Below are 25,604 nucleotides of genomic sequence, written 5' to 3' on the forward strand. Positions count from 1 at the left end.
ATGGCGAACGTGCCGGTGGAGAACGAGGGGCCGAAGCCGACCATGTCGGACGAGGAGCGGCTCCGCGAGTATCTGACGCGTGTCGTCGCCGAGCTGCACCAGACCCGCCAGCGGCTGCGTGAGGTCACCGCCGAGGAGTCCGAGCCGGTGGCCATCGTCGCCATGAGCTGCCGCTACCCCGGCGGCATCACCTCGCCGGAGGAGCTGTGGCGGTTCGTCTCGGCCGGCGGGGACGCCATCGGCGACTTCCCCGTCGACCGGGGCTGGGACCTCGACCGGCTGCACCACCCCGACCCCGACAACCCCGGCACCTCGTACACCGCGTCCGGCGGGTTCCTGAACGACGCCGGGCAGTTCGACGCGGCCCTGTTCGGCATCTCGCCCCGTGAGGCCGTCGCCATGGACCCGCAGCAGCGGCTGCTGCTGGAGGTCACCTGGGAGACGTTCGAGCGGGCCGGCATCGCGCCGCTGTCGCTGCGCGGCAGCCGTACCGGCGTCTTCATGGGCACCTCCGGCCAGGACTACGCCGCCGTCATGCACCGCGCCCCCGGCGTCGAGGGGTACGTCCTCACCGGCACCGCCGCCAGCGTCGTCTCCGGCCGGATCGCGTACACGTTCGGGCTCGAAGGGCCCGCGGTCACCGTGGACACCGCCTGCTCGTCGTCCTCGGTCGCCGTCCACCTCGCCTGCCAGGCCCTGCGCCAGCGCGAGTGCGGCCTGGCGCTGGCCGGCGGGGCCACCGTGCTGGCCACCCCCGGCCCGTTCGTCGAGTTCTCCCGGCAGCGCGGGCTCGCCGCCGACGGGCGGTGCAAGTCGTTCGCCGGTTCCGCCGACGGCACCGGCTGGGGCGAGGGCGTCGGTGTGCTGCTGCTCGAACGGCTCAGCGACGCCCGCCGCAACGGTCACCCGGTGCTCGGGATCATCCGCAGCTCCGCGGTCAACCAGGACGGCGCCAGCAACGGGCTCACCGCCCCCAACGGTCCCGCCCAGCAGCGGGTCATCCGGCAGGCGCTGGCCAGTGCGAAGCTCACCCCGGACCTGGTCGACGTCGTCGAGGCGCACGGCACCGGCACCACCCTGGGCGACCCGATCGAGGCGCAGGCGCTGCTCGCCACGTACGGCCAGGACCGGGGCGTGGGCGCTCCGCTGCTGCTCGGGTCGATCAAGTCCAACATCGGGCACACCCAGGCCGCCGCCGGCATCGCCGGGATCATCAAGATGGTCCAGGCCATGCGGAACGGCCTCGTCCCGGCCACCCTGCACGTCGACGAGCCCACCCCGCACGTCGACTGGACCGCTGGCGCGGTCGCCCTGGTCACCGAACCGACGCCGTGGCCGGCCGTCGACCGGCCACGCCGGGCCGCCGTCTCCTCGTTCGGGATGAGCGGCACCAACACCCACATCATCCTCGAACAAGCCGAGGACACCCCCGCCGACGCCGAACGGCCGGTCCTTCCCGCACCCGCGCCCGTGCTGCTCACCGGCCGTACCCGCACCGCACTGCGCCGTCAGGCCGAGCTCTGGTCGGGGTACGTCACCGGCGAGGCCGACCTGAGCCCGGCCGACGTCGCCTGGACCTCGGTGGTCTCCCGGTCGCCCCTCGAACACCGGGCGGTGGTCTTCGCCGCCGACCGGGACGAACTGGCCGCCGGGTTGACGGCGCTGGCCGACGGGCGGCCCAGGTCGGAGGTCGTCACGGGTGTCGCCGGCAACCCCGGTGAGGTGGCGTTCGTGTTCCCGGGTCAGGGTTCGCAGTGGGTGGGCATGGCCGCCGAACTGCTGGACACCGCGCCGGTGTTCGCGGAGAAGCTGGCCGCCTGCGCGGAGGCGCTGCGTCCGTACGTGGACTGGTCGCTGCTGGACGTGGTGCGGGGGGTGCCCGGGGCGGCGTCCCTGGACCGGGTGGACGTGGTGCAGCCGGCCCTGTTCGCGGTCGGGGTGTCCCTGGCGGCGCTGTGGGAGTCCCACGGGGTGCGCCCGTCGGCGGTGATCGGGCACTCGCAGGGTGAGATCGCCGCCGCGCACGTGGCGGGGGCGCTGACGCTGGAGGACGCGGCGGCGGTGGTGGCGCTGCGCAGTCGGGTCATCGCCGGCGTCGCCGGGGACGGCGGGATGGTCTCGGTGGCCACCACCGCCGAGGAGGCGACGGAGACGATCACGCGCTGGGACGGGCGGATCGCCCTCGCCGCCGTGAACGGGCCCACGTCCGTGGTCGTGTCCGGCGACGTCGCCGCCCTCGACGAGCTGGTGGCGCACTACGAGGCCCGGGAGATCCGGGTCCGGCGGGTGCCGGTGGACTACGCCTCCCACTCGGCGCACGTCGAGCCGTTGCGGGACCAGCTCGTGGAGCTGCTGGCCGGGTTGCGTCCGCGTACCGGCGAGGTGCGGTTCTGGTCGACGGTGGCGGGGGAGTGGCTGGACACGGCCGGTCTCGATGCCGGGTACTGGTATCGCAACCTGCGGCAGACGGTCCGTTTCGACGAGGCGGTGCGCGGTCTGCTCGCCGCCGGTTACGCCACGTTCGTCGAGGTCAGCGCCCATCCGGTGTTGACGATGGCGGTGCAGGAGGCCGTCGAGGTGGCCGCCGCCGACCCCGCCGTGGTCACGGTCACCGGCAGTCTGCGCCGTGGTGAGGGTGGTCTCGGCCGGTTCCACCGTGCCCTCGCGGAGGTCTACGTCGCGGGTGTGCCGGTCGACTGGCGGCCCGCGTTCGGCGGTCGCTCCGGATCCCTCGTCGACCTGCCCACCTACCCCTTCCAGCGACAGCACTACTGGGTGCCGGCGGAGGAGCCAACTGCCCCGACCAGCAGCGCCGGCCTGCTCGACCACCGGTTCTGGGACGCCGTCGAACGCGCCGACCTGGACGCCCTGCGCGGCACCCTCGCCGTCGACGACGCCGAGGCCACCGAATCGCTGCGCACCCTGCTGCCCGTCCTCGCCGGCTGGCGACGCCAGCGGCAGGAACACTCCCTCCTCGACGGCTGGCGGTACCGGGCCGACTGGCAGGTGACTCCCGAACCGGCCGCCGCCCGCCTCCACGGCACCTGGCTGCTGGCGCTGCCCGCCGGGCTCGACGACGACCCGGCGGTGCAGGACGTCCGGGCCGCTCTGGCCGACGCCGGTGCCGAGCTGCTGCCGCTGACCGTCGAACCCGACGCCGACCGGGCCGGGCTCGCCGCGTCCCTGGCCGGCGTCGACGTCGCCGGGGTGATCTCCCTGCTCGCCTGGGAACCGCAGGCCGGCGACGCCGCCGCCCTGCCCGGCCTGACCACCACCCTCGCCCTGGTGCAGGCCCTCGGCGACGCCGAACTCGCCGCGCCGCTGTGGCTGGTCACCCGGGGGGCGGTCACCGTCGCCTCGTACGACCGGCTCACCGACCCCGGCCAGGGCGCGATCTGGGGCCTCGGCCGGGTGATCAGCGTCGAGGCACCCCATCGCTGGGGTGGCCTGGTCGACCTGCCGTCCCGCCTCGACGGCCGTACCGCCGGCCGGCTCGCCGCGATCCTCGCCGGACCGGCCGGCGAGGACCAGCTCGCGGTACGCGCCCCCGGCGTCTTCGTCCGCCGGCTGGTCCGCGCGGAACTCGGCGACCGTCCCCCGGTACGGCACTTCACGCCCACCGGAACCGCACTGATCACCGGCGGCACCGGCGGCCTCGGTGCCCGCGCCGCCCGCTGGCTCGCCACGGCCGGCGCCGAGCACATCGTGCTGGTCAGCCGACGCGGCCCGGACGCGCCCGGTGCCGCCGAGCTGGCGGCCGAGCTGCGCGACCTCGGCACCCGGGTCACCGTCGCCGCCTGCGACATCGCCGACCGGGCCGCCGTCGCCGACCTGCTCGACCGGGTCCAGGCCGACGGCCCACCGGTACGCACCGTCGTGCACACCGCCGGCATCGCCCAGACCACCCCGCTCATGGCGGTCACCCCCACCGAACTGGTCGAGGTGACGGCCGGCAAGAGCGCTGGTGCCGCGCACCTGCACGACCTCCTCGCCGACCAGGAACTCGACGCGTTCGTCGTCTACTCGTCCATCGCCGCCACCTGGGGCAGCGCCGGCCAGGCCGGGTACGCCGCCGGCAACGCCTACCTCGACGCGCTCGTGCAGCAGCGGCGCGCCGACGGGCGGGCCGGCACCGCCATCGCCTGGGGTTCCTGGGGGGAGGGCGGCATGCACACGGCCGACTCCGACCAGAAGCTGCGCCACCGGGGCGTGCCGCCGATGGACCCGACCGTCGCGATGAGCGCCCTCCAACAGGCCCTCGACCACGACGACGTCGCCCTCACCGTCGTCGACGTCGACTGGTCCCGGTTCGCCCCCGCGTTCGCCTCCGCCCGGCGTCGACCGCTGCTGGAGGGCGTACCGGAGGCGAAGGCGGCCCTCGACGGCGGGGCGCCGCTCGACGACGGCGAGGACAGCGCCGCGGCGACGCTGCGCCGCCAGCTGGCCGGGCTCACCCCGACCCGGCGGGAGGAGACCCTCGCCGACCTGGTCCGGGAACTCGCCGCCGACGTGCTCGGTCACGACGACGCCACCGCGATCCCGGCCACCACCGCGTTCCGGGATCTCGGGTTCGACTCGCTGACCGCGGTCGAGCTGCGCAACCGGCTCGTCGCCGCGATCGGGCAGCCGCTGCCCGTCACCCTGGTCTTCGACCACCCCAACGCGGTGGTGCTGGCCCGCTTCCTGCTCGCCGGACTGCTCGGCGACACCGGGGCAGCAACCGAGACCGTCACCCCGTCCGCCGTGCACGACGACGAGCCGGTGGCCATCGTGGCGATGGCCTGCCGCTTCCCGGGCGGCGTCACCAGCCCGGAGGACCTGTGGCGGCTGGTCGCCGACGGCGTGGACACCGTCGACGAGTTCCCCACCGATCGTGGCTGGGACCTCGACCGACTGGTCGACCCCGACCCGGAGAAGCCCGGCACCACGTACACGGACAAGGGCGCCTTCGTCTACGACGTGGCGGATTTCGATCCGGCCTTCTTCGGGATCAGCCCGCGTGAGGCCCTGGCCATGGACCCGCAGCAGCGGTTGGTGCTGGAGGCGTCGTGGGAGGCGCTGGAGCGGGCAGGGGTTGTTCCGGGGTCGTTGCGGGGTTCGCGAACAGGGGTGTTCGTGGGCACGAACGGTCAGGACTATAGGTCCCTGTTGGTGGTGGCCGGCGACCAGGTGGAGGGGTTCGGCGGCACCGGGAACGCGGCGAGCGTGGTGTCGGGTCGGGTGGCGTACGCGTTGGGGTTGGAGGGGCCTGCGGTGTCGGTGGACACGGCGTGTTCGTCGTCCCTCGTCGCGATGCACCTGGCCGTGCAGGCGCTGCGTCAGGGCGAGTGTGATCTCGCCCTGACGGGTGGGTCGACGGTGATGGCGACGCCCGGCCTGTTCGTGGAGTTCTCCCGGCAGCGCGGCATGGCCCCCGACGGGCGGGTCAAGGCGTTCGCGGCGGCGGCCGACGGCACCGGCTGGGGCGAGGGCGTCGGCATGCTGCTGGTGGAGAGGTTGTCGGACGCGCGGCGCAACGGCCACCAGGTGCTGGCGGTGGTGCGCGGTTCGGCGGTGAACCAGGACGGCGCGTCGAACGGGTTGACCGCGCCGAACGGCCCGTCGCAGCAGCGGGTGATCCGGCAGGCGCTGGCCAGTGCCCGGCTGTCCACGGCCGACGTGGACGTGGTGGAGGCGCACGGCACCGGCACCACCCTGGGTGACCCGATCGAGGCGCAGGCGTTGCTGGCGACCTACGGTCAGGGCCGGGACGTGCCGCTGTTGTTGGGGTCGGTGAAGTCGAACATCGGGCACACGCAGGCTGCGGCCGGTGTGGCGGGTGTGATCAAGATGGTCCTTGCCATGCGGGAGGGCGTGGTGCCGGCGACGTTGCACGTGGACGCCCCGTCGCCGCACATCGACTGGTCGGCCGGTGCGGTGGAGTTGGTGACCGAGGCGACGCCGTGGCCGGTGGTGGACCGGCCGCGCCGGGCGGCGGTGTCGTCGTTCGGCGTCTCCGGCACCAACGCACACACGATCATCGAGTTGCCGGACGACCTGCCGTCGGCCGGCGCCGCCGCGCCGCCGGTGGACGCCGCTGCGGGGCTGGTGGACGCGGACGTGGCGGTGTGGCCGGTGTCGGCGCGGTCGAGGACCGCCCTGGCACGTCAGGCGGTCCGGCTGGCGCGGCACGTGCGCGGGCACGACGGACTGGAGCCGGCGGCGGTCGGCTGGTCGCTGGCCACCACGCGGTCGACGTTCGAGCACCGGGCCGCCGTGGTCGGGACGAGCGTCGAGGACCTGCTGTCCGGGCTGGACGCGCTGGCGACCGGGTCGTCGGCGACGAACATGGTGACGGAACCGGCCGGTGAGACCGGGGCCGGGGTCGTCTTCGTCTTCCCGGGGCAGGGCGGCCAGTCGGCGCGGATGGCCGCCGGCCTGGTCGGCCGCTGTCCGGTGTTCGACGCGCGGCTGGCCGAGTGCCAGCGGGCGTTCGCGCCGTACCTGGACGTGGACATCGTCTCCGTGCTGACCGGCGACGACGAGTCGTGGCTGGACCGGGTGGAGGTGCTCCAGCCCGTGCTGTTCGCGGTGGGCGTCGCCCTCGCCGAGGTGTGGCGGCACGCCGGGGTGGTCCCCCGGCTCATGATCGGCCACTCGCAGGGCGAGATCGCGGCGGCCTGCGTGGCGGGCGTCCTGTCGCTGGAGGACGCGGCGAAGGCCGTGATCCTGCGCGCCCGTGCGCTCGCCACGCTGGCCGGCACCGGGGCGATGGCCGCGGTCGACCTGCCCGCCGACGAGGTCGCCGCCCGGCTGGCCGACCGTCCCGAGGTGGTCGTGGCGGTGCGGAACGGGCCGGCGACGGTGGTGGTCTCCGGCCCGCCGGAGCAGGTCGCGGAGCTGGTGGAGGAGTTCCGGGCCGACGGGGTGCGGGCCCGGCCGATCCGGTTCAACTACGCGTCGCACTCCCCGGCCGTGGAGCGGATCCGCGAGCGGATGCTCGCCGACCTGGCGGACCTCGCCCCCCGGTCCGGGCACACGCCGTTGGTGTCCACGCTGACCGGCGAGTGGGCCGACCCGACCGTGATGGACGGGACCTACTGGTACGAGAACCTGCGCAACCCGGTGCGCTTCGACGCCGCCGTGCGGGTGGCGATCGAGGCCGGCCACACCACCTTCGTGGAGGTGTCCGCGCATCCCGTGTTGACCCTGCCGGTCACCGCGATCCTCGAGGACGCCGGGGCCGTCGGCCACACCCTGGGCACCCTGCGCCGGGGCGACGACGACCCGGCGCGACTGCTGACCAACCTGGCCACCGCCCACGTCCTCGGCCTGCCCGTCGACTGGACGAGGGTCCTCACCCCGGCACCGGCCGTCGACCTGCCCACGTACGCCTTCGACCGGGAACGGTACTGGCTGAAGGCCCCCGCGCACCGGGTGCGCGACGTCAGCTCGGCCGGCCTCCAGGACGCCGGGCACCCGTTGCTCGCCGCGGCCGTACCGGTCGCCGACGACCAGACGGTGGTGCTCACCGGGCGGCTGTCCGTGCACACCCACCCGTGGCTGGCCGACCACGTCGTCGGGGAACTGGTGGTCGTCCCCGGCACCGCCCTGATGGACATGGTGGTCCGCGCGGGCGACGAGGTCGACGCCGGCCAGGTGGGTGACCTGGCCCTGATCAGCCCGCTCGTGCTGCCGTCCACCGGTGCCGTCCAGGTGCAGGTGCGCCTCGGCGCGCCCGGGGCCGCCGGCGAGCGGAGCGTCACCGTGCACTCGCGCCCCGAGGAGGGCGGAGACGGGGAGTGGACCCGGCACGCGGAGGGCCTGCTGCTGCCGGAGTTCCCCGCCCCGGTGGTCGTGTCGGGGGAGTGGCCGCCGGCCGGCGCGGTCGAGGTCGACACCGACCTGGAGACCTGGTACGCGCAGACGGCCGAGAGCGGGATCAGCTACGGCCCCGCGTTCGTGGGCCTGCGCCGGGTGTGGCGCCGCGACGACGAGGTGTACGCCGAGGTGGCACTGCCCGACGAGGTGGCCGCCGAGGCGTCCCAGTTCGGCCTGCACCCGGCCCTGTTCGACGCGGCTCTCCAGGCCACCGGGCCCAGCGGCCTGCTCGGCAGTTCGGCAGACGCCGCCGGCACCGGCTGGTTGCCGTTCGCCTTCCGCTCGGTCAGCCTGCACGCCCACGGCGCCACCCGGCTGCGGGTGCGGCTCCGTTCGCTCGGCCCGGACACGGTCGCCGTCACCCTGGCCGACCCGGCCGGGCAGCCGGTCGCCACGGTGGAGTCGCTGACCTTCCGTCCGGTCGCCGCCAGCCGGGCCGACGAGGCCGCCGCGCTGCGCCGCAGCTCGCTGTTCCACCTGGACTGGACGCCGTTGCCGGCGGGCGACGCGACCGCCGGGGGCACGACGCGCTGGGCGCTGCTCGGCGACGACGCCCTCGGCCTGGCCGACGCGCTGGCCGCCGCCGGACACCCGGTCGCGGGCCACGTCGACCTGGCGGCGCTGGTCACCGCGCTCGACGGCGGCGCCGACGTACCGGATGTCGTGGTCGACCTGCGGGTCGGATCGGACGTGGACCCGTCCCGCGCCGACGTGGACGCGCACGACGCGACCCGGGACGCCCTGGCGCTGGTGCAGCGGTGGCTCGCCGAGCCTCGGCTGGAGCAGAGCCACCTGGTCCTGCACACCCGGGGTGCGGTCGCCGCCGCGCCCGGCGAGGCCCCCCGCGACCTCGCCCGCGCCGCCCTGTGGGGACTGGTCCGGTCGGCGCAGTCCGAGAACCCCGGCCGGTTCACGCTGCTCGACACCGACGCCGCCGCCGCCTCCCTCGCCGTGGTCGCGGCTGCGGTCGCGGGCGGCGAGGGGCAGCTCGCGGTCCGCGACGGCGTCGTCCTGGTGCCCCGGCTCGTCCGGGCGCGGGACGCCGGTGCGTTGTCGCTGCCCGGCGACGAGGTGCCGTGGCAGCTCGACGTCACCGAGAAGGGCACCCTGGAGAACCTGGCCCTGCTGCCCGTCCCGGTCGGGACGGACGAGGTGCCGGAGGGACACGTCGTCGTCGAGATGCGCGCCTCGGGGCTCAACTTCCGGGACGTGGTGCTGGCCCTCGGCATGGTCCCGGACCAGCAGGTGCTGGGCAGCGAGGGTGCCGGCGTGGTGCTCCAGGTCGGTCCGGGCGTCACCGACCTCGCCCCCGGCGACCGCGTCATGGGCATCATCTCCGGCTCGTTCTCCACGGTCGCGGTCACCGACCACCGCATGCTCACCCGCATCCCCGACGGTTGGTCGTACGCCGAAGCCGCCGCCGTGCCGGTGGTCTTCCTGACTGCCTGGTACGGGCTGGTCGAACTGGGCCGGCTGACGGCGGGCGAGTCGGTGCTGGTGCACTCGGCCGCCGGTGGCGTCGGCATGGCCGCCGTCCAGATCGCCCGCCACCTCGGCGCGGAGGTCTACGGCACGGCCAGCCCCGGCAAGTGGCCGGCGCTGCGCGCCACCGGCTTCGACGACGCGCACATCGCCTCCTCGCGCACCCTCGACTTCGTCGAGAAGTTCCGCGAGCGCACCGGCGGGCGCGGCATGGACGTGGTGCTCAACGCGCTCAGCGGCGAGTTCGTGGACGCGTCACTGCGGCTGCTGCCCCGGGGCGGCCGGTTCGTCGAGATGGGCAAGACGGACAAGCGGGACCCGCAGCGGATCGCCGCCGAGCACCCCGGCGTGAGCTACCAGGTCTTCGACCTGATGGTCGCCGGCCCGGCCACGATCAGGCGGATGCTGGACGAGCTGATGGCGCTGTTCGCGAGCGGCGCGCTGCGGCCGCTGCCCCGGCGCACCTGGGACGTCCGCCGCGCCCCCGAGGCGTTCCGCTTCCTCAGCCAGGCCCGACACGTCGGCAAGCTGACCCTGAGCATCCCGCAGGTGCCGCGGCTGGACGGCACGGTCCTGGTCTCCGGTGCCACCGGGACGCTGGGCGGGCTGCTCTGCCGGCACCTGGTCACCGCGCACGGTGCCCGGCACCTGTTGCTGGTCAGCCGGCGCGGCCCGGACGCCGCCGGCGCGGACGAGCTGCTGGCCGACCTCAAGGCGCTCGGCGCGGACGTGTCGATCGTCGCCGCCGACCTGGCCGACCCGGACGCCGTCGACCACGTGCTGTCCATGGTGGACGCCCGGCACCCGCTGCGCGCGGTCGTGCACACCGCCGGTGTCGTCGACGACGCCACCGTCGAGTCGCTCACCCCGGACAGTCTCGCGGCGGTGCTGCGGCCGAAGGTCGACGCGGCCTGGAACCTGCACCGGGCCACGCTCGACCGTGAGCTGACCGCGTTCGTGCTCTACTCGGCCGCCGCCGGCGTGTTCGGTGGGCCGGGCCAGGGCAACTACGCCGCCGGCAACGCGTTCCTCGACGCTCTCGCCGAACACCGGCGGGCCCTCGGCCTGCCGGCGGTCTCCCTGATCTGGGGCCTGTGGGCGCAGGCCAGCGGCATCACCGGGCACCTCGACACGGTCGACCTGCGGCGGCTGGAGCGCAGTGGACTGGTGGCGCTGGGCAACGACGAGGCGCTCGCCCTGTTCGACGCGGCCTGGCGGTCGGAGCGCGCGGTGCTGATGCCGGCGAAGATCAACACGGCGATGGCGGCGTCCGGTGCGCCCGTCCACCCGCTGCTGGCGGCCCTGGTCCGCTCGGCCAGCCGTCGGGCCGTCGCCGCCGAGGCCGCCGGTGGGCAGGCGTTCGTCGACACCCTGCGTGCCCTCCCCGCGGACAAGCGGGAACGCGCCCTGCGTGATCTGGTGCTGTCGCACGTCGCCGTGGTCCTCGGCCGTGGCGACTCGGCCGGCGTGGAACCGACCAGGGCGTTCCGGGAACTCGGCTTCGACTCGCTCACCGCGGTCGAGCTGCGCAACCGGATCGGGGCGGCCACCGGGCTGCGGCTGCCGGCGACGCTGGTCTTCGACAACCCCACGCCGGCCGCGCTCGCCGCGTACCTGGCGACGCAGTTCGACTTCGCGGACACGGCAGCCGACCGGTCGGCGGGCGTCGGACGGGAACTCGACCGGCTGGAGGCGGCGCTCGACGGGCTCGACCCGGCCGACGACGAGTTCCGCCGGATCACCGACCGGCTGCACGGCCTGCTGGACCGGCTGGCCGATCGGCAGGCCGACGTGGTCGGCGACGACGACCTGGAATCGGCCACCGCCGAGAACATCTTCGACCTGATCGACCGCGAGCTGGAGACATCGTGACCGCCAGCCGCAACGACCACGGCATGCCGAGTGAGGTGGGTCCACGGTGAGCAACGAGGACGAGAAGTACGTCGAGTACCTGAAGCGTACGACCTCGGAGCTGCGGCGTACCCGGCGGCGGCTGCGGGAGCTGGAGGCCCGGGAGTCCGAGCCCATCGCCATCGTGGCGATGAGCTGCCGCTTCCCGGGCGGTGTCGACAGCCCCGAGGCGCTCTGGCAGCTCGTCCGCGACGGCGGCGACGGGATCGGCCCGTTCCCCGCCGACCGGGGCTGGGACCTCGACCGGCTCTTCCACCCCGACCCCGACCACCCCGGCACCAGCTACGTCTCCGAGGGCGGCTTCGTCTACGACGCCGCGGACTTCGACGCCGACCTGTTCGGCATCAGCCCCCGCGAGGCCCTGGCCATGGACCCGCAGCAGCGCCTGCTGCTGGAGGCGTCCTGGGAGGCGTTCGAGCGGGCCGGGCTGCCGCTGCCGACCGTGCGGGGCAGCCGTACCGGGGTCTTCGTCGGGGCGGCCACGCACGGCTACGAGGCAGTGGTCGCCCAGGGCGAGAACGGTGAGGGACACATGCTCACCGGCAACGCCACCAGCGTCGTCTCCGGCCGGGTGGCGTACACCCTCGGCCTGGAGGGGCCGGCGGTCACCATCGACACCGCCTGCTCGGCCTCCCTCGTGGCGATCCACCTGGCCGCCCAGGGGCTGCGCAACGGCGACTGCGAGCTGGCCCTCGCCGGCGGTGTGACGGTCATGCCCACCCCGGCGGTCTTCGTCGGCTTCTCCCGGCAACGCGGCCTGGCCCCCGACGGCCGGTGCAAGGCGTTCGCCGCCGGAGCGGACGGCACCTCCTGGTCCGAGGGCGCCGGCATGCTGCTGCTCGCCCGCCTCTCCGACGCGCAACGTCTCGGCTACCCGGTCCTCGCCGTGATCCGGGGCAGCGCGGTCAACCAGGACGGCGCGTCCAACGGGCTGAGCGCCCCGCACGGCCCCTCCCAGGTGCGGGTCATCCGGCAGGCCCTCGCCAACGCCCGGCTCGGCCCCGCCGACGTGGACGCCGTGGAGGCGCACGCCACCGGCACCCGGCTCGGCGACCCGATCGAGGCGCAGGCCCTGCTCGCCACGTACGGGCAGGACCGGGGCGAGGCCGCCCCGCTGCTGCTGGGCTCCATCAAGTCCAACATCGGTCACACCCAGGCCGCCGCCGGTGTCGCCGGCGTGATCAAGATGGTGCTGGCCATCCAGCACGGCGTCGTCCCGCCGACCCTGCACGTGACCGAGCCGTCCCCGCACGTCGACTGGACGGCCGGGGCGGTCGCGCTCGCCACCGAGGCCACTGCGTGGCCGGCGGTGGACCGGCCGCGCCGGGCGGCGGTGTCGTCGTTCGGGGTGTCCGGCACCAACGCACACGCCATCATCGAGCAGGCCCCCGTGCCGGAGGCCGCCCCGGACGAGGCGGCCCCCGCCGTCGACCGGCCGGTCGTCCCGGTCCTGCTCTCCGCCCGCTCCGCCGCCGCCGTCGCCGCCCAGGCCGGCCGCTGGGCCGCCTGGCTCGTTGACGCCGACCGCGACGCCCGGCCGCTCGACGTCGCCTACTCGTCGGTGGTCTCCCGCTCCGTGCTGGACCACCGTGCGGTGGTCGCGGCCACCGACCGCGACGACCTGCTGGCCGGGCTGCGCGCCCTGGCCGCCGGCTCGCCGGCCGGCAACGTCCTCGCCGGTACGGGTTCCGCCCACGGCCAGCTCGCGGTGCTCTTCTCCGGCCAGGGCGCGCAGCGCGCCGGGATGGGCCGGGAGCTGTACGCCGCGTTCCCGGTGTTCGCGTCCGTGTTGGACGAGGTGTGCGGCCACCTGGACCGGGCGCTGCCGAAGCCGTTGAAGGCGGTGCTGTTCGCCGAGGCGGGGACGCCGGAAACGGAGCTGCTGGACCAGACGGTGTTCACGCAGGCCGGTTTGTTCGCGGTCGAGGTGGCGTTGTTCCGCCTGGTGGAGTCGTTCGGTGTGGTGCCGGACTTCGTGGGTGGTCACTCGATCGGTGAGGTCACGGCCGCGTACGTGGCCGGGGTGCTGTCGCTGGAGCACGCGTGTGCGCTGGTCGCGGCGCGGGGCCGGTTGATGCAGGCGTTGCCGGCCGGCGGCGGGATGCTCGCCGTCAACGCGCCCGAGGCCGACGTGCTGGCCACCCTGGACGGGCTGACCGGCCGGCTGGGCATCGCCGCCGTGAACGGGCCGACGTCCGTGGTGGTGTCCGGGGCGGTCGAGGCACTGGACGAGGTGGAGCGGACCTGGCGGGACCGGGGCGCGCGTACGCGCCGGCTCACCGTCAGCCATGCGTTCCACAGCCCGTTGATGGAGCCGATGCTGGCGAAGTTCCGGGCGGTCCTCGGCCGGCTGACCTTCGCCGCCCCGGTGTTGCCGGTGGTGTCGAACGTGACCGGTGCGCTCGCCGACGCCGATGAGATCCGGACTGTCGACTACTGGGTGCGGCACGTGCGGGAGGCGGTCCGGTACGCCGACGGGGTCACCGCCCTGCGGGCTGCCGGGGTGGACACGTTCCTGGAGGTCGGTCCGCAGAGCGTGCTGACGGCGATGGCCGGCGACATCCTGCCCGGTGACGGGAGCGTGCTCGCCGTTGCCGTCCAGCGCAAGGACCGGCCCGAGGCTCACGCGTTGGTGGCGGCGCTGGCCGAGTTGCACGTCCACGGTGTTCCGGTCACCTGGCAGTCCTGGTTCGCCGACACCGGTGCCACCCGGGTCGACCTGCCGACGTACGCCTTCCAGCACCAGCGCTACTGGCCCGAGGTCGACGGCACGGCCGCCGCCCCGTCCGCCGCACACGCCGACGGTGCCGAGGGCGACTTCTGGGCCGCCGTCGAACGCGGCGACCTGCCCGCCGTGGCGTCCCACCTGGCCGTGCAGGACGACCCGGACGCCGTGGCGGCCCTCGCCCCGGCCGTACCGGTGCTGTCCTCGTGGCGCCGGGCCCGCCTGCGCGAGGCCGTGGTGGACGCCTGGTCGTACCGGATCACGTGGGACCCGATCCGCCCCGCCCCCGCCCCGGCCCTCCCCACCCGCTGGCTCCTCGTCACCCCCACCCCCACCCCCACCCTCCGCGCCGATCATGGAGTTGTGGCGCCGGATTCAGGTGGTATGTGGCTTTCGCCGCAGCCAGAAGTCCAAGATCGCGGAGAGTGGGGCGGGGTTGTCGACGTCCTCCGGCGAGGCGGAGGGGACGTCGACGTCCTTCAGGTTGCGGCCGGGGTGGGACGCGAGGCGCTGGGTGGACTGCTGCGCGAACGCGGGGAGCAGGGCTGGGCCGGCGTGCTCTGCCTGCTGCCCGAGCGGGACGAGCCGCTGCCCGACGCGCCCGCCGTACCCACCGGGACGGCTCTGCTGCTCACCCTCGTCCAGGCCCTCGCCGACACCGGTCTGCCCGGCCGGCTGTGGTGCCTCACCCGGGGTGCCGTGGCCGTCGGCGGCGGCGAGACCGTCGCCGACCCGTACGCGGCGGCGGCCTGGGGCCTCGGCCGCGTCGTCGCCCTGGAACAGCCGGACCGCTGGGCCGGCCTGATCGACCTGCCCGCCACCGGGCCCGGCCGGCCTGCCACCGGATACGACCGGCCCGCCACCGGGCCCGGCCTGCCCGCCACCGGATCCGACCGGCCCGCCACCGGGTCGAACCGGCCCGGTCACCTCGACCGTGCCGTCGGGGAGGCGCTGCTCGCCGTCCTCGCCGACGCCGGCCACGACCAGGTGGCGATCCGTCCGCAGGGCGTGTTCGGACGGCGGCTCGTCCCCGCCATCCCGCCCACCGGAGCGGCCTGGCGGCCCTCCGGCACCGTGCTCGTCACCGGCGGGACCGGCGCGCTGGGCCGCCAGGTGGCCCGGTGGCTGCTGGCCAACGGCGCCGCCGAGGTGGTGCTCGCCTCCCGCCGTGGTCCGGACGCCCCCGGCACGGCCGAACTCCTCGACGAGCTGACCGGGCTCGGCGCGGCCCGGGTGGTCGCCTGCGACGTCACCGACGTCGACGCCGTGACCGCCCTCGTCGCCGGCCTGCCCGCCCTGACCGCCGTCGTGCACACCGCCGGGGTGGTCGACGACGGCGTCCTCGACGGCCTCGACCCGGCCCGGATGCAGGCCGTCCTCGACGGCAAGGTCCGCGCCGCGCGGGTGCTGCACGAGGCCACCGCCGGGCGGAGCCTCGACGCGTTCGTGCTCTTCTCCTCCCTCGCCGGTGTCGTCGGCAGCGCCGGGCAGGGCAACTACGCGGCGGCCAACGCCTACCTCGACGCGTTCGCCGCGTGGCGGCGCGGTCAGGGGCTGCCCGCCACCGCCATCGGCTGGGGGGCCTGGGCCTCCGACGGCATGGCGGCGGCGACCGCCGCGCTGACCGCCCGGCTCACCCGGGGCGGCATCAACCCGCTGCCCGCCGCCGAGGCGGTCACCGCGCTCGGCCGGCTGGTCAACGCCGACGACCCGGCGGTCACCGTCGCCGACGTCGACTGGGGGCGCCTCGCCGCCGCCTGGGGCGGGCCGACCCCGCTGATCGCCGGCCTGCCGGGCGTGCCCGTCGGGCAGGCCGGGCCGGTCCGCGCCGTGGTCGTCGGCCGGTCCCTGCCGCAGCTCACCGAACTGGTCCGCACCCAGGCCGCCGCCGTGCTCGGCTACCCGGCCGGCCAGCCGCTGCCCGACCGCACGTTCCGCGACCTCGGCTTCGACTCGCTCACCGCCGTCGAGCTGCGCAACCGGCTGACCGCCGAGACGGGCATGACCCTGCCCGCCACCCTCGTCTTCGACCATCCTACGGTCGCCGAACTCGCCGCCCACCTGCACGGCCTGACCGCCGGTCACACCCTGAGCGAGGTGGTCGCCGACGGTGCCGGCCTGCACCGGGAGCCGATCGCGATCGTGGCGATGAGCTGCCGCTTCCCCGGCGGCGTGTCGTCACCCGAGCAGCTGTGGGACCTCGTCGCCGCCGGCACCGACGCGATGACCCTGATGCCCGGCGAGCGTGGCTGGAACCTCGCCGAGCTGTACCACCCCGACCCCGAGCACCTCGGCACCAGCTACGTCCGGGAGGGCGGCTTCGTCGCCGGGGCGGGCGAGTTCGACCCCGTCTTCTTCGGCATCAGCCCCCGCGAGGCCGTGGCCATGGACCCGCAGCAGCGGCTGCTGCTGGAGACCACCTGGGAGGCGTTCGAGCGGGCCCGGATCGACCCGACCGCGCTGCGCGGCAGCCGCACCGGCGTGTACGTCGGCACCAACGGGCAGGACTACGGCTCGCTGCTGATGGCCGCCGGGGACGTCGACGAGAACTACCTCGCCACCGGCGTCTCGGCCAGCGTCCTCGCCGGGCGGCTGTCGTACACGTTCGGGCTGCACGGCCCGGCCGTCACCGTCGACACGGCCTGCTCGTCGTCGCTGGTCGCGCTGCACCTCGCCGCGCAGGCCCTCCAGGCGGGGGAGTGCGACCTGGCCCTGGCCGGCGGGGCCACCGTCATGGCCACCCCCGGCATCTTCGTCGGCTTCTCCCGGCAGCGCGGCCTCGCCGCCGACGGGCGGTGCAAGCCGTTCGCCGGTGCGGCGGACGGCACCGGCTGGGGCGAGGGCGTCGGCCTGCTGGTGCTCCAGCGGCTCTCCGACGCCCGCCGCGACGGCAACCCGGTCCTCGCGATCGTGCGGGGCAGCGCCGTCAACCAGGACGGCGCCAGTAACGGGCTCACCGCCCCGAGCGGCCCCGCCCAGCAGCGCGTCATCCGGCAGGCGCTGGCCAACGCGCGGCTCACCCCCGAGCAGGTCGACGCGGTCGAGGCGCACGGCACGGGCACCACCCTGGGTGACCCGATCGAGGCGCAGGCGCTGCTCGCCACGTACGGGCAGGACCGCCCGGACGACCGTCCGCTCTGGTTGGGCTCGATCAAGTCGAACATCGGTCACACCCAGGCCGCGGCCGGCGTCGCCGGGATCATCAAGATGGTCCTGGCCATGCGGCACGGCGTCCTGCCGCCCACCCTGCACGTCGACGAGCCCACCCCGCACGTCGACTGGTCCGCCGGCCGCGTCGAGCTGCTCACCGAGGCCCGGCCCTGGGAGCCCGTCGACGGCGTACGACGCGTCGGGGTGTCCTCGTTCGGGATCAGCGGCACCAACGTGCACACCATCCTCGAATCGGCACCCGTCGAGGAGCCCACGCCGCAACCGGCGGCCGACGGACCGGCCGGCGAGCTGCCCTGGGTGCTCTCCGGACGTACCGCCGACGCCCTCGCCGACCGCGCGCGCGACCTGCGGGACCACCTGGAGGAGGTGCCGGACGCGGCGCTCGGCGACGTCGCCTGGTCGCTTGTCGCCAGTCGGTCGTCCCTCGATCACCGGGCGGTGGTCTTCGCCGCCGACCGGGACGGGCTGACCGCGGCGTTGGACGCGTTCGCTGACGGCCGTCCGGTGGCGGAGGCGGTCACCGGTGTGGCGGCGGCGCCGGGCGAAATGGCGTTTGTCTTCCCCGGTCAGGGTTCGCAGTGGGTGGGTATGGCGGCGGAGCTGTTGGACACGGCTCCGGTGTTCGCCGAGCGGTTGGCCGCCTGTGCGGAGGCGTTGCGCCCGTACGTGGACTGGTCGCTGCTCGACGTCGTACGGGGTGCGCCGGACGCGCCGTCGCTGGAGCGGGTGGACGTGGTCCAGCCGGCCCTGTTCGCGGTGGGTGTGTCGTTGGCGGCGCTCTGGGAGTCGTACGGGGTCCGTCCGTCGGCGGTGGTGGGGCATTCGCAGGGCGAGATCGCTGCCGCGTGCGTGGCGGGGGCGTTGAGCCTGGAGGACGCGGCGGCGGTGGTGGCGCTGCGGAGTCGGGTCATCGCGGGGATGGCCGGCGACGGTGGGATGGTGTCGGTCGCGACGACCGCCGAGGAGGCGACCGCGACGATCGCCCGGTGGGACGGCCGGGTGGCGTTGGCTGCCGTGAACGGACCCACCTCCGTCGTCGTCTCCGGTGACGTGGCTGCCCTGGACGAGTTGGTGGCCCTCTACGAGTCCCGGGAGGTTCGGGTCCGGCGGGTGCCGGTGGACTACGCCTCCCACTCGGCGCACGTCGAGCCGCTGCGCGAGCAGTTGCTGGAGCTGTTGGCCGGGCTGCGTCCGCGCACCGGCGAGGTGCGGTTCTGGTCGACGGTGGTGGGGGAGTGGCGGGACACCGCCGGTCTCGACGCGGATTACTGGTATCGCAATCTGCGGCAGACGGTGCGGTTCGACGAGGCGGTGCGGGGTCTGGTCGCGGCTGGCTATTCGACGATCATCGAGGTCAGTGCGCATCCGGTGCTCACGATGGCGGTGCAGGAGAGCGTGGAGCTGGTCGCGGCCGACCCCGCCATGGTCACCGTCACGGGCAGTCTGCGTCGGGGTGAGGGTGGTCTCGACCGGTTCCACCGTGCGCTCGCGGAGGTCTACACCGGGGGTGCGCCGGTGGACTGGCGGCCGGCGTTCACCGGCCGGTCCGGACGTCTCGTCGACCTGCCCACGTACCCGTTCCAACGGCAGCACTACTGGCCGCAACCCTCCGCCGTGGCGGGCCCCGCCGGCCCGGTCGCCGGACCGGTGGCGGACGACGAGGTCGACGCCCGGTTCTGGGCCGCCGTCGAGGCGGAGGACCTGACCGCGCTCACCGCCGAACTCGCCGACGCCACCGACGCGGTGCCCGAGGCGGCCTTCGCCGACGTGCTGCCCGTGCTCGCCGCCTGGCGGCGCCGGCACCGTGACCAGGCCACCGTCGACTCGTGGCGGTACCGCGACGCCTGGCTGCCCGTCGCCGACGGTGACGAGCCGGCCGTCACCGGCACCTGGTGGCTCGTCACCGGCCCCGACGACACCGCCGCCGACCAGGCCGCGTTCTGCCGGGACGCACTCGTCCGGCACGGCGCGACGGTCGTACCCGTGGAACTGGCGGCCGAGCGGACCGACCGCGCCGCCCTCGCGGCCCGGGTCCGCGACCTGGTCGCCGCCGGACCCGTCGCCGGGATCGTCTCCCTGCTCGCGCTCGACGAGAACCCGGCCCCCGACCACCCGTCGGTGCCCGTCGGCTTCGCCGGCACCGTCACGCTGACCCAGGCCCTCGGCGACGCCGGCGTCCGTGCGCCGCTGTGGTGCCTCACCCGGGGCGCCGTCTCCACCGACCCCGGCGACCCGCTGCCGCACCCCGTGCAGCAGCTCGCCTGGGGCTTCGGTCGGGTCGCCGCCCTCGAACACCCCGACCGTTGGGGCGGCCTGCTCGACCTGCCCGACGAGCGGGACGACGCCGCCGGCCGGCGGCTCGTCCGCGTCCTCGCCGGCAGCGACGGGGAGGACCAGGTGGCGCTGCGGCGGGTCGGCGCGTTCGGCCGTCGGCTGCTGCGTGCCCCGCTGGGCGACACCCCGGCCGCCCGCACCTGGCGGCCGAGCGGCACCGCCCTGGTCACCGGCGGCACCGGTGCCCTCGGCGGGCACGTGGCCCGCTGGCTCGCCACCAACGGCGCGTCCCACCTGGTGCTGCTCAGCCGCCGTGGCCGGCAGGCCGAGGGCATCGCCGAGCTGGAGGCCGAGCTGGTCGGCCTCGGCGCCCAGGTCACCGTCGCCGCCTGCGACGCCGCCGACCGGGCGGCCCTCGCCGCCGTCATCGACGACCTGCCGGCCGAGCACCCGCTGACCACCGTGGTCCACACCGCCGCCGTGCTCGACGACGTCGTGATCAGCTCGCTCACCCTGGACCAGGTCGACCACGCGCTCGGTGCCAAGGTCACCGCGGCGGTCAACCTGCACGAACTGACCCGCGACCGGGACCTCGACGCGTTCATCCTGTTCTCCGCCATGGCCGGCACCGTCGGCAGCTCCGGGGTCGGCAACTACGCCCCCGGCAACGCGTTCCTCAACGCCCTCGCCGAGCACCGGCGCGGCCTCGGACTCCCCGCCACGTCGATCGCCTGGGGCGCCTGGGGCGGTGGCGGCATGGCCGAGGGCGAATTCGGTCGGATGTTGCACCGCCACGGTGCCCCCGAGATGAACCCGAGGCTCGCCGTCGCCGCGCTGCACCAGGCCGTCGAGCACGACGAGACGTTCCTGACCATCTCGAACATCGCCTGGGACCGGTTCTACGTGGCGTTCACCGCGACCCGGCCCGGGCCGCTGATCGCCGAGATCCCCGAGGCGCAGGCGCTCGCCGCCACCAAGGGCCTCGCCGAGGCGAAGGAAGCCGAGGAGGCCGGCCCCGCCGCCGCCCTCGCCCGGCTGGGCGCCGCCGAGCGTCAGCAGGCGTTGCTCGACCTGGTCCGTGACCAGGCGGCCACGGTCCTCAAGTACGCCGGCGGCCAGGCCGTCGACCCGCACCACGCCTTCCGGGACCTCGGCTTCGACTCGGTGACCGCCGTGGAGCTGCGCAACCGGCTCGCCACCGCCACCGGGCTGCGGCTGCCGGTGACCCTGGTCTTCGACTACCCGACCCCGACCGTGCTCGCCCGGCACCTGCACGAGGAACTGGGTGGCGGGGCCGAGACGCCGGTCGCCGCCGCCCCCGTGACCCTGGCCGACGACGAGCCCGTCGCCATCGTCGCCATGTCCTGCCGGTTCCCCGGCGGCGCGGGCGACCCCGAGCGGTTCTGGCAGATGCTGCACGCCGGCCGTGACGCCGTCTCCGACCTGCCCGGCGACCGGGGCTGGGACGTCGACCGGCTGTACGACCCCGACCCCTATTCCACCGGCACCTCCTACGTCCGCAGCGGCGCGTTCCTGTACGACGTCGCGGACTTCGATCCCGGTTTCTTCGGGATCTCGCCGCGTGAGTCGCTGGCGATGGATCCGCAGCAGCGCCTGTTGCTGGAGACCTCCTGGGAGGCGATCGAGCGGGCAGGGGTTGACCCGGGGGCCTTGCGGGGTTCGCGAACAGGGGTGTTCGTGGGCACGAATGGTCAGGACTATGGGGCCCTGTTGGTGATGTCCGCGGATGACGTGGAGGGGTTCGGGGCGACGGGGAACGCCGCGAGTGTGTTGTCGGGTCGGGTGGCGTACGCGTTGGGGTTGGAGGGGCCTGCGGTGTCGGTGGACACGGCGTGTTCGTCGTCCCTCGTCGCGTTGCATCTGGCGACGGAGGCGTTGCGGCGGGGCGAGTGTGATCTCGCCCTGGCCGGCGGTGTGACGGTGATGGCGACGCCGGGCCTGTTCGTGGAGTTCTCCCGGCAGCGCGGGCTGGCGGCCGACGGGCGCTGCAAGGCGTTCGCCGCGGCGGCCGACGGCACCGGCTGGGGCGAGGGCGTCGGCATGCTGCTGGTGGAGAGGTTGTCGGACGCGCGGCGCAACGGCCACCAGGTGCTGGCGGTGGTGCGCGGTTCGGCGGTGAACCAGGACGGCGCGTCGAACGGGTTGACCGCGCCGAACGGCCCGTCGCAGCAGCGGGTGATCCGGCAGGCGCTGGCCAGTGCCCGGCTGTCCACGGCCGACGTGGACGTGGTGGAGGCGCACGGCACCGGCACCACCCTGGGTGACCCGATCGAGGCGCAGGCGTTGCTGGCGACCTACGGTCAGGGCCGGGACGTGCCGCTGTTGTTGGGGTCGGTGAAGTCGAACATCGGGCACACGCAGGCTGCGGCCGGTGTGGCGGGTGTGATCAAGATGGTCCTCGCCATGCGGGAGGGTGTCGTCCCGGCGACGTTGCACGTGGACGCCCCGTCGCCGCACATCGACTGGTCGGCCGGTGCGGTGGAGTTGGTGACCGAGGCGACGCCGTGGCCGGTGGTGGACCGGCCGCGCCGGGCGGCGGTGTCGTCGTTCGGGATCTCCGGCACCAACGCCCACGTGATCATCGAGCAGGCCGACGAGGCCGAGCCGCCGGTGGACGTCACACCGGGGCTGGTGGACTCGGACGTGCTGGTGTGGTCGGTGTCGGCGCGGTCGAAGGCGGCCCTGGCGGGTCAGGCGTCTCGGTTGGCGCGGCACGTCCGCGAGCACGACGGGCTCGACCCGGCGACGGTCGGCTGGTCCCTGGCCACGACCCGTGCCGTCTTCGACCAGCGCGCCGCCGTGGTCGGCGCGAACGCCGAGGAACTGCTCGCCGGGCTGGACGCCCTGGCCACCGGCTCGCCGGCCGGTAACGCGGTGACCGGCACGGTCTCGGGTCACGGTGCCGGTGCGGTGTTCGTGTTCCCGGGGCAGGGTGCGCAGTCGGCGCGGATGGCCGCCGGCCTGGTGGGTCGTACGCCGGTGTTCGACGCCCGCCTCGCCGAGTGCCAGCGGGCGCTGGCCCCCCACCTCGACGTGGACCTGGTGGCGGTGCTGACCGGGGACGACGAGTCGTGGCTGGACCGGGTGGAGGTCGTGCAGCCGGTGCTGTGGGCGGTGGGTGTCGCCCTGGCGGAGGTGTGGCGGCACGCGGGGGTGGTCCCGCAGGCGGTGATCGGCCACTCGCAGGGCGAGATCGGCGCGGCCTGCGTCGCGGGCATCCTCCGCCTCGACGACGCGGCGAAGACGGTCGCGTTGCGGTCGCGGGCCCTGGCGGTGCTGCGGGGCACCGGGGCGATGGCGTCGGTCGACCTGTCCGCCGAAGCCGTCGCCGAGCGGCTGCCGGCGTTCCCCGGTGTCGGGGTGGCGGCCGTCAACGGTCCGTCGACCGTGGTCGTCTCCGGGCCGCCGCAGCCGGTGGCCGACCTGGTGGAAACCTGCCAGGCCGACGGCGTCCGCGCCCGGCTGATCCCGGTGGACTACGCGTCGCACTCGCCGGCGGTCCAGGAGGTCGCCGAGCAGCTCCGCACCGACCTGGCCGACGTGCGCCCGCAGGCCGGGCACACCCGCCTCGTGTCGACCCTGACCGGGGACTGGGTGGAGCCGGAGAGCATGGACGCCGGCTACTGGTACGACAACCTGCGTCAGACGGTGCTGTTCGACACCGCCGTGCGCGCCGCGATCGACGCCGGGCACACCACGTTCGTCGAGATCTCCCCGCACCCGGTGCTGACCATGCCGGTCACCGCGATCCTCGACGACACCGGCACCACCGGGCACACGCTGGGCAGCCTGCGCCGGGGCGACGACGACCCCACCCGCCTGCTGACCAACCTGGCCACCGCGCACGCCATCGGTCTGCCCGTCGACCTGACGAAGGTGCTCGCCAGGACGCCGACGGTCGTGCTGCCCACGTACGCCTTCGACCGGGCCCGGTTCTGGCCGACCCGGGCCGAGGGGCAGAGCGGGACGGATTCGGCGTCGAGCGACGTCGACTCCGCGTTCTGGGCGGCCGTCGAGCGGGAGGACCTGGCGGCGCTCGCGGAACTCACCGCGCAGGACGCCGCCGACTCGCGGGACCGGCTGGGCGCCGCCCTGCCCCTGCTCGCCTCCTGGCGACGCCAGCAGCGGGAGAGGTCCACGCTGGACGACCTGCGGTACCGCAGCGTCTGGCAGCCGTACCCGGGCACGCCGGTCAGCTTCCTCCCCGGCGCCTGGTGGGTCGTCGCGGACGAGCACCGCGCGACCGAGGGCGAGGCGGCCGTGGCCGAGCTGACCCAGCGGGGCGCCGACGCCCGGCTCGTGCTGCTGCCCGAGGAGCTGACCGACCGGGCGGCCGTCGCCGGGCACCTGGCCGCCGCGACCCGTACCGACGACGGCGGACGCGCGCCGGTGGACGGCGTGCTGTCCCTGCTCGCCCTCGCCGACGCCCCGGTCGACGACACCCAGCCGGTGCCGCCCTTCCTGACCCGGTCCCTCGCCCTGGTGCAGGCCCTCGGCGACCTCGACGTGGCCGCCCCGCTGTGGTGTGTCACCCGGGGGGCCGCCGGCACCACCCGGGGCGCGACCCCGGCCCGGCCGGAGCAGTCGCTGCTCTGGGGTCTCGGCCGGGTCGTCGCCCTGGAACACCCGGAGCGCTGGGGCGGGCTGGTGGACGTGCCGGCCACCCTCGACGACCACGGCTGGGACCTGCTCTGCGCCGCCCTGGCCGGGCTCGACGGTGAGGACCAGCTCGCGGTCGACGGCACCACGATCCTGGTCCGCCGGCTGGTGCGGGCGCCCGGCGGCACCGCCGTCCCCGAGGAACCCGACCACTCCGGCACGACGCTGGTCACCGGCGGCACCGGCGCGCTCGGCGCGGAGGTGGCCCGCTGGCTGGCCGCCCGGGGCGCCGGGCACCTGCTGCTGGCCAGCCGCCAGGGGCCGGACGCCCCCGGCGCGGCCGACCTCGTCCGGGAGTTGACCGACGCCGGCACGCGGGTGACGGTCGCCGCCTGCGACGTGGCCGACCGCGCCGCGCTGGCGAAGCTGCTCGCCGAGGTGCCCGCCGACGCGCCCCTGACCGGGGTGGTGCACGCGGCCGGGGTCCTCGACGACGGCGTCCTCGACGGTCTCACCGCCGACCGGATCGCCGCCGTCCTGCGGCCCAAGGTGCTCGGCGCGCTGCACCTGCACGAGCTGACCGCCGACCTGCCGCTGCGCGTGTTCGTGCTGTTCTCCGCGATGGTCGGCCAGCTCGGCGCCGCCGGGCAGGGCAGCTACGCCGCCGCCAACGCGTACCTCGACGCGCTCGCCGAGCAGCGGCACCGGCAGGGCCTGGCGGCCACCTCGATCGCCTGGGGCCCCTGGGCCGCCGGCGGGATGGCCGCCGCCGACCAGGCCGTGGAGGAGCGCCGCCGCCGCACCGGCGTCGCCCGCCTCGACACCGCGACGGCGTTCGCCGCGCTCACCCGGTGTGTGGCGGGCGGTGAGCCGGCGACGCTGGTGGCCGGCATCGACTGGGCGTTGTACGTGCCGGGGTTCGTCGCCGTGCGGCCCAGCCCGCTGCTCACCGGCGTCGCCGAGGCGCAGCGGGCCGCCGCCGAGCGGGCCGAGGACGCCGGGTCGTCGGCGGAGTCCCTCGCCGCCCTTCTCGCCGGGCAGACCGACGCCGAGCGGCGCAAGACGCTCCTCGACCTGGTGCGCGGCCAGGCCGCCGCGGTGCTCGGGCACGCCTCGGCGGACGCCGTCGAGCCGGACCGGGCGTTCCGGGAACTCGGCTTCGACTCGCTCACCGCGGTGGAGCTGCGCAACCGGCTGACCGCGGCGACGGGCGTACGGCTGCCCGCCACGGTCGTCTTCGACTACCCGACCGCCGCCGCCCTCGCCGAGTACGTCCGGGCGGCGATCGTCGACGGCGGCGTGGTCGGCGTCGCACCGGTCTTCGGGGAGCTGGACAAGTTGGAAGCGGCGCTGGCCGGCTCGGCACCGGACCGCAGCGCCCGGAAACGGATCACGGAGCGACTGCGGGCGCTGCTGGCCTCCCTCAACGAGGCCGACGCCCCGGCGGGCGGCGCGGACACCGTCGCCGAGAAGCTCCAGGACGCCACGCCCGACGAGGTCTTCGACTTCATCGACCGGGAGCTGGGGGTGTCCTGACGTGATCGCTGCGTGCACGGCTCAA

General features: G+C 75.2%; 2 protein-coding genes. Both read left to right on the top strand.

The genetic code is table 11. The annotated features are described in order from the left end of the window. Positions 1 to 9 precede the first annotated feature (9 nt). Positions 10 to 11,214 (top strand): type I polyketide synthase, encoded by an 11,205-nt coding sequence (locus tag IGA62_RS25085; RefSeq protein ID WP_408632882.1) that lies wholly within the window; start codon positions 10 to 12, stop codon positions 11,212 to 11,214. Between the two features lie 46 nt (positions 11,215 to 11,260). After that, entirely contained in the window at positions 11,261 to 25,579 is a 14,319-nt protein-coding gene (locus IGA62_RS25090; RefSeq protein WP_145818578.1) for a type I polyketide synthase, read from the top strand. Positions 25,580 to 25,604 lie beyond the last annotated feature (25 nt).

Origin of the sequence: Micromonospora sagamiensis (assembly GCF_014680085.1) — a bacterium.
GTDB classification, from domain to species: domain Bacteria; phylum Actinomycetota; class Actinomycetes; order Mycobacteriales; family Micromonosporaceae; genus Micromonospora; species Micromonospora inyonensis.